Origin of the sequence: Microcoleus sp. T3_D1 (assembly GCF_036700405.1) — a bacterium.
Taxonomy (GTDB): Bacteria; Cyanobacteriota; Cyanobacteriia; order Cyanobacteriales; family Microcoleaceae; genus Microcoleus.
Genome location: NZ_JAUBOV010000156.1, coordinates 1 through 6217, shown reverse-complemented (window position 1 = coordinate 6217; position 6217 = coordinate 1). Strand labels below are relative to the sequence as shown.

Below are 6217 nucleotides of genomic sequence, written 5' to 3'. Positions count from 1 at the left end.
GGAAATAGCTTTTTTGTGTTTTTCAGGTCAGCCAGTTGTATGGTTTGCCACTGTACATATCCGCCTTCAATGTTCGAGAAAACATCACCTTTCCTAGTCAAACGATTGCCTGATTTATCCTTTTTCCTGCCGTCTCTAGTTTGGACTCTCGTCAAAGGAGTATTTTTATAAATCTCCTCAATTGGGACTATCGAAACAATCAAGGGGCAGGCATTGATGGGCGTTCTCGTGGCTTCCCACCATCTAAATCTTTCACCGAGTCGGTAGTTGTACTGTCGGCGACAAAGTTCTAAGTGAGTCACTATCGTCGTTAGTTGGGCTTTTGTGGGTTTGAGGCGGTATTTGTAAGTTAGTTGCATTTCTAAACTTCCTATTTTCGACCTTTGCATAGTATAATTTATGTACGTTTAAAATGCAACATCAAATTACTATTTTAGCACTGGAAAGAACATCGAAAATCAAGATACTCCCGAAGATTGATTCATAGTAGGCAAGTCTAATTGTCGGCTTCCGTTCCTCCATCCGACGAGCCTTTCATCACGCTCGGTAATTCCCAACGGGGTACTTCGCAGCGCTCAGATATGTCCCCTGTGAATATACCGAGGGACTTCCCGGCTGGTAGTTAACAGGAGAAATCTATGATGGCAAATTTGAACAATCAGCCGTTATCTGACCAAAATCAGAAGCAAGTGCAGTCGCAAATCTCGGGTGTTTTAGTTGCACTAGACGACCCATTCGATAAGATGGTTTGGGATTACTGTTTGAGTCAAACATACCCACTATCGGAACAGATTAAGATTGTGCTGAGTGCTTTCTGGGGGCCGTTTGCTGCTAAAAATGCTAGCAAGTCTCCCGAGCGAGTGCGAGCGATCGCTTGTTATTCACTGCGACAATTAGCATCTCAACAAAAATTGATTGGCTCAGTGTTTGAACTGTCAAGTGAATCAAATAAACTTTCCGAAGTTATTGCTGTTCTCAAAAGGAAAAATAGTTGTGAGGCACTCAATCAAGCTTGTGTCTGTTCTCAATCTGTTTTAAATACTGCAATTCGGTGGGAGTAAGAGCCGTTGTTCTTTCTAACAAGTTGAGGATTTCTATCTCAAAAGGATCTAGATTTCCTAATTGGTGAAGTCGGTCAGTGCGATCGCAAATTTCTTGAAGTCCGGGTTGATTGTCTAGCGGTACAGCAGTGAGAGCCGAGTGCTTGAAGGTGTATGACTGCATAAGACATCTCCAAAATAGTAACAGTTCGTGGTAATATCACATCATAAAGCTTTTTTGACACAGAAACATGAGCGACATACTCAATCATATTGAAGAGCATCCTAAAGAAACACAGCGATTAATGGGTCTGGATTATGAGCAGTTACAACAATTAATCCAAAACGCGGAACGATTACATCATGAAAAACAAGCTTTACTAGAATCCAAGAAAGTTAGAATTATTGCTGGTGGAGGCGGTAGAAAACCCAAACTATCTGTGAGCGAACAAATAATTTTAACATTAGTCTATCTGAGGCATATGACAACATTTCAACTTCTGGGCATCCAGTTTGGAGTAAGCGAGTCTACAGCTAATGATACGTTTAATTATTGGTGGCCTCAATTGCGAGAATTGCTGCCATGTAGCTTACTTGAACAAGTAAAAAAAAACGCTGCTGACTATGAAATAGTCAAGGAAATACTCACAGAATATGAATTAATAGTAGATACCTACGAACAAGTCAGAGAAAGACCTGGAGATAAGGATGAACAAGAAAAATATTTCTCAGGCAAGAAGAGTAATCATACATTTAAAAGTCAAATAATTGTCATGCCAGATGGTAGAGATATCGTTGATGTTGTGGCAGGGAAACCTGGACCTAAAAGCGATATAACTTTATTCCGAGAAGAACGCTCACAGTTTGACCCTCAACAAAGATTTAAGGGAGATAAAGCTTACGTTGGAGAAGCTTTAATTACAACTCCGATTAAAAAACCCAGAAATCGAGAATTAACAACTGAACAAAAAGAACAAAACAAAGCATTTTCGGCTAAAAGAATCTTTGTTGAACATCGAATTCGCTCGCTCAAAATATTTCGAGTTGTCCAAGAAAGATTTAGGTTGAATCCCCAAAAATATGAGCAAGTAGTGTTGACGATTTGTGGAATAGTAAGGTTACGAATTAGAGCGCTAATATTACCATGAGAAATATCTGCTACATCATCAGGTTAAAATCAACGCAGATAACTAGATATTTTGGCTGAATTATCAACAATAAATATCTCAAAGCCTTATTATAGCGTACAGAGTAGCTAATTTAGGATGATTGCATTTACGTCATACAGCCTAGTTACACAAAGGCTTTAATTGTTTTTGGAGATGTCTATAGTAACGGTGGGGATGTGTCGCATCCACACAGTGGCGGTTTTCTCGCCCACTGACTGAATGCGGCCTAACCTGCCGTTAACATCTTCGCGATCGGGCGCGTACACCTCTACTAAGGAACCAATTTTAAGCATCAGGTGGTGAGCGATGGCAGGTTTATCTTCAGGCTTTACCGAACGACATTGCCCCTGTAAAGTTTTGGCAACTTGAGCCCGACGACTACGAGCATCATTTGCCAGTATAATTGGTATATTGCCAACATCTTAGCTAAAAACATCATCGATTGGCTTATAAACAACTATGCCAACTTCAACGATCAATGTTCAACTCAAAGAAATTATTGCCCAAATCCGCCAGGGATTAGAAAATCTTTATGGCGAACAGTTAATCCGAATCATTCTCTATGGTTCCCAAGCCAGAGGCGATGCTAGACCGGACTCCGATATTGATATATTAATCCTTCTCAAACAACCCTTCAATTACTCCCAAGAAAGCGAGCGTATTTCTGTTTTGATTGCCGATATATGCTTAGAACATACCGTCGTGATTAGCTGTATGTTTGCCACACTTCAGAAGTACCAAGAGTATGAAAGCGGTTTCTTTCGCAATATCCGTCGCGAAGGAGTCCCAATATGAACCCAGAGCAACAAAGGTTACTTGATAAAGCTGATAGAACTTTGCAGGCTGCACGGGTTTTATGTGAGCAAGGCTTTTTTGATTCTGCCGCTTCCCGCGCTTATTATGTGATGTTTTACATAGTCACTGCATTTTTAGAGTCAGAGAAATTATCTTATTCTCGCCACTCCGCTGTCATCGCCGGTTTCGGTCAAAAATTTGCTCGTTCGGGCCGCGTTCCGGTGCAGTTCCATCGTTACCTAATAGATGCCCAAAAAACTCGATTAGAAGCTGACTATAACGCTGATATACAAATCTCACAAACAGACGCAGTGCAAACAATAGATCGGGCAGAAGAAATGCTCAACTTTGCTTTGGCAAATATTGATTCTATTCCTCCATCCTCTCCTTGATTGAGTAGATAGCCTGCTTTCCACTCCTGCACCCGCCAACTAAAGAAACCGGGTTTTTCAGCAGATTCAACACTGCGATTCAGTATTTTCGTAAAAAACCCGGTTTCTGGGCCTCCCTCTTTGAGTCCTATATATTAACTTTTATTATAAAAACTCCGATTTTGCGTAAAAATACCCCGCGAAATCCCAATACACAATAGAAGGCTTTCACCTTCGGAGCAAATTCACTCCCCAAAAACTATGACAGCCACAACTATGCCGATCGCCCCGATCGCCCCTTACAGCCACCGTCTAGCCACCGCAACCGACGCAAAGGATCTGGCCCCTCTCTGGCAAGCATTCGCTGCTGAACGCGAATCGATCGACCCCTCAATGCTAGTCAAACCTAACTTTGAATTTGAAAAATACGTCATCAATTAAATCAAAAAACCCCTTTCTTTCTGCTGGTTATTAGAACACAGCGACAGCATCATCGGTTGTCTATTTATCTACTATTACGACGAAGCCCCGCCTGCAAATCTCCCCGAATATTTGATTCAGCAACACCATGAGGCACTCAATCAAGTTTGTGTCTATCCTCAATCTGTTCTAAATACTGCAATTCGGTGGGAGTAAGAACCGTTGCTCTTTCTAACAAGTTCAGAATTTCGACTTCAAACGGGTCTAGATTTCCTAATTGGTGAAGTCGGCCAGTGCGATCGCAAATTTCTTGAAGTCCGGGTTGATTTTCGAGCGGTACAACAGTGAGAGCCGAGTGTTTGAAGGTATGCAAGTTCATGGCAAGAGTAGGGATGTGCCGCATCCACACGGTAGCCGTTTTCTCGCCCACTGACTGAATGCGCCCCAACCGACCGTTAACGTCCTGGCGATCGGGCGCGTACACTTCCACCAAGGAACCAATTTTGAGCGTCAGGTGGTGGGCGATGGTAGGTTCACCTTCAGTTTTTACTTGTCGGTCGCGCCCCTGTAAAGTTTTGGCAACTTTAGTTGGGCGGCTCTTAACCTCAGCGGCTAAGGCAATAACTTCTTTTTTGGTCAGTCCAGCAGAGCGATTCAGTATTTTCCACTTCATATCCTCTCCTCCAATAGAACTCAGGGTGTCTACTGCTTTAGCAAACTGAGCGTCTCTGCGAATCGTTTTTGGGGATGCCAAGAAAAGCGCCCCCAACTTTTCCTCTGTTTTCAAGTGGTCATTTTGACCACTTGATTTTCTGTCCCCGCCACGGGGCTGCTTTGTCAGCTCGTACCAAGTGCCGCGCAAATAGCTAACCGATTCAGACGTGAGATTGCGGCGGCCCAGTTGATTGAGGAGCATCCAAACTTTGACGGCGTTAGGGCTGTCGAAAGACATCTCTACAGTTTGGTAGGGGATGCCGTGCGCGCTACAAATAGCATAGCGGTTGTGACCGTCAATCAGAATTTTCTCCTCAGTCCAGACCACCAAGGGGTCCCGACATCCTTCCTCAAGAATACTGGATTCTAAGGCAGCGAACTCGATCGCACTCAAAGGAGGGATGAGCGTTTGGAAATCTGGGTCAATCCGCAGGGAGTCTGCAACAGTGTGGTGGCGCTTTCCTGTTGAGCCTCGCAAAACTACGAACGGTTGACGCTGCTCGTTGTCCGATGTCTCCTGAGTTGGGTACATTTCCTTGTGCCTCCTGAAATAAGTCAGCCCTTAACTTGCCAGCAATAAAGCCAGACACCAGCTTGAAGAGTTTCGCTGGCATGGGTTTATTCCATACTATATATAGTAACATGGAAAGCAACTAACAATGTGGGATAATAAAGAAAATAGAGAAAGGACAATGTTGCCAAATGCCCCCAAGAAAAGGAACGCAGCTCCACCCGAACTCTCTGGCTAATTTGAAGTTAGGCGGAGGCGAACCTCGATATGAGGAGCCAAAAAAGCAAAGGAACATTCAGGTAACATCTGCGGGGTGGGAAGGTTTTCGAGCTGTTGCCAGAGAGCGGGGATTGAGCTTGAGCGAGTTAATCGAACAGATTGGTAGGCGAAAGATTACTTTGACTGACGCCGAGGAACAGAGCCACAAACAACCCACAGCAAACCTTTCAGGTATGGCGGGGCTTTGAATAAAGATGTACATTGCCGTCGGATGAGGAACAAACACAATGGTTCAATCACCTCCAAAACTTATAACTGTTGATGAATTTATTAGTAACTACGGCGACAGCGATTGTTACGAACTGATTGATGGTGAATTAACCGAAATGGAACCAACAGGGCCACACGAACAAGTATCTGGGTTTTTGGGACGAAAACTGAATGTAGAAATTGACCGCCTGGATCTACCCTACCTTATCCCCCCTCGCTGTCTCATCAAACTATTAGGAACAGCAACAGCCTTTCGCCCCGATGTGCTTGTATTAGACCAAACTCGACTAATTAATGAACCTTTGTGGCAACAAGAACCTGTAATTACATCAGGTTCCTCAATTAAACTGATTGCTGAAGTCGTTAGCACCAACTGGCAAAACGATTACGCTCGCAAAGTTGAAGATTACGCCCTGCTTGGAGTGCCTGAGTATTGGATTGTTGACTATTTGGGCATTGGTGGCAGAGAATATATTGGCAAACCCAAACAGCCGACAGTTACAATTTGTACGCTGCGAGAAGACGAGTATCAAAAACAGTTGTTTCAAAATGACGATCTGCTTATTTCCTCAATCTTTCCCGACTTGCAATTAACAGCGCAACAAATCTTCGCGGCAGGCAGATATGCTGCTAAGCTGTTCAGCATCTAAAACGCATATTGTATGGTATACTATGATAATTTTCCGATAAAGTCAATGCCTACTAAAA

Annotated in this window: 10 protein-coding genes; 6 read left to right on the top strand and 4 right to left on the bottom strand. The window is 43.4% G+C overall.

Annotated elements, in window-relative coordinates:
* Both QT992_RS32785 and QT992_RS32780 read right to left on the bottom strand, forming a co-directional pair.
* A partial coding sequence (locus QT992_RS32785; protein WP_333378689.1) for a helix-turn-helix domain-containing protein occupies window positions 1-359 on the bottom strand: 359 nt, incomplete at its 3' end.
* 643 nt (window positions 360-1002) lie between these two features.
* Window positions 1003-1224 (bottom strand): hypothetical protein, encoded by a 222-nt coding sequence (locus QT992_RS32780; protein ID WP_333335714.1) that lies wholly within the window; start codon window positions 1222-1224, stop codon window positions 1003-1005.
* 67 nt (window positions 1225-1291) lie between these two features.
* On the opposite strand from QT992_RS32780, the gene QT992_RS32775 reads away from it, so the two are divergent.
* Window positions 1292-2188 carry a transposase family protein gene (locus tag QT992_RS32775; RefSeq protein ID WP_333335716.1) on the top strand — a complete coding sequence of 299 codons (897 nt, stop codon included), beginning with the start codon at window positions 1292-1294 and terminating at the stop codon, window positions 2186-2188.
* A 158-nt stretch (window positions 2189-2346) separates the two neighbouring features.
* On the opposite strand, the gene QT992_RS32770 is transcribed toward QT992_RS32775, so the two are convergent.
* Complete coding sequence (locus QT992_RS32770) at window positions 2347-2502, bottom strand: hypothetical protein (RefSeq protein ID WP_333335719.1); 156 nt, start codon at window positions 2500-2502, stop codon at window positions 2347-2349.
* A gap of 166 nt (window positions 2503-2668) precedes the next feature.
* Between QT992_RS32770 and QT992_RS32765 the strand changes: the two genes are divergently transcribed.
* From QT992_RS32765 to QT992_RS32755, 3 genes are all read left to right on the top strand, one after another.
* Window positions 2669-3004: a nucleotidyltransferase domain-containing protein gene (locus QT992_RS32765; protein ID WP_015179744.1), complete on the top strand. Its 336-nt coding sequence runs from the start codon at window positions 2669-2671 to the stop codon at window positions 3002-3004.
* Window positions 3001-3396, top strand: a complete 396-nt coding sequence (locus QT992_RS32760; RefSeq protein ID WP_015179743.1) for a HEPN domain-containing protein — start codon at window positions 3001-3003, stop codon at window positions 3394-3396. Before QT992_RS32765 ends, QT992_RS32760 begins: the two co-directional genes overlap by 4 nt.
* 240 nt (window positions 3397-3636) lie before the next feature.
* The gene (locus QT992_RS32755) at window positions 3637-3816 is read left to right on the top strand and encodes a hypothetical protein (RefSeq protein ID WP_172186618.1); all 180 of its coding nucleotides are present in this window, start codon (window positions 3637-3639) and stop codon (window positions 3814-3816) included.
* A 136-nt stretch (window positions 3817-3952) separates the two neighbouring features.
* Here QT992_RS32755 and QT992_RS32750 read toward each other — a convergent pair whose 3' ends face one another.
* The gene (locus tag QT992_RS32750; protein WP_333335722.1) at window positions 3953-5041 is read right to left on the bottom strand and encodes a hypothetical protein; all 1089 of its coding nucleotides are present in this window, start codon (window positions 5039-5041) and stop codon (window positions 3953-3955) included.
* Between the two features lie 170 nt (window positions 5042-5211).
* Here QT992_RS32750 and QT992_RS32745 point away from each other — a divergent pair, with 170 nt between their 5' ends.
* On the top strand, window positions 5212-5487 hold the full coding sequence (locus QT992_RS32745) for a hypothetical protein (protein WP_333249238.1): 276 nt from the start codon (window positions 5212-5214) through the stop codon (window positions 5485-5487).
* A 39-nt stretch (window positions 5488-5526) separates the two neighbouring features.
* On the top strand, window positions 5527-6159 hold the full coding sequence (locus tag QT992_RS32740) for a Uma2 family endonuclease (protein WP_333335726.1): 633 nt from the start codon (window positions 5527-5529) through the stop codon (window positions 6157-6159).
* The last annotated feature ends 58 nt before the right edge of the window (window positions 6160-6217 follow it).

Excerpts from the sequence above, each read along its gene's own strand:
- QT992_RS32780 (WP_333335714.1), bottom strand. The coding sequence starts at position 1,224 with ATGCAGTCATACACCTTCAAGCACTCGGCTCTCACTGCTGTACCGCTA.
- QT992_RS32765 (WP_015179744.1), top strand. The coding sequence starts at position 2,669 with ATGCCAACTTCAACGATCAATGTTCAACTCAAAGAAATTATTGCCCAA.
- QT992_RS32770 (WP_333335719.1), bottom strand. The coding sequence starts at position 2,502 with ATGCTTAAAATTGGTTCCTTAGTAGAGGTGTACGCGCCCGATCGCGAA.
- QT992_RS32740 (WP_333335726.1), top strand. The coding sequence starts at position 5,527 with ATGGTTCAATCACCTCCAAAACTTATAACTGTTGATGAATTTATTAGT.
- QT992_RS32750 (WP_333335722.1), bottom strand. The coding sequence starts at position 5,041 with ATGTACCCAACTCAGGAGACATCGGACAACGAGCAGCGTCAACCGTTC.
- QT992_RS32755 (WP_172186618.1), top strand. The coding sequence starts at position 3,637 with ATGACAGCCACAACTATGCCGATCGCCCCGATCGCCCCTTACAGCCAC.
- QT992_RS32745 (WP_333249238.1), top strand. The coding sequence starts at position 5,212 with ATGCCCCCAAGAAAAGGAACGCAGCTCCACCCGAACTCTCTGGCTAAT.
- QT992_RS32760 (WP_015179743.1), top strand. The coding sequence starts at position 3,001 with ATGAACCCAGAGCAACAAAGGTTACTTGATAAAGCTGATAGAACTTTG.
- QT992_RS32775 (WP_333335716.1), top strand. The coding sequence starts at position 1,292 with ATGAGCGACATACTCAATCATATTGAAGAGCATCCTAAAGAAACACAG.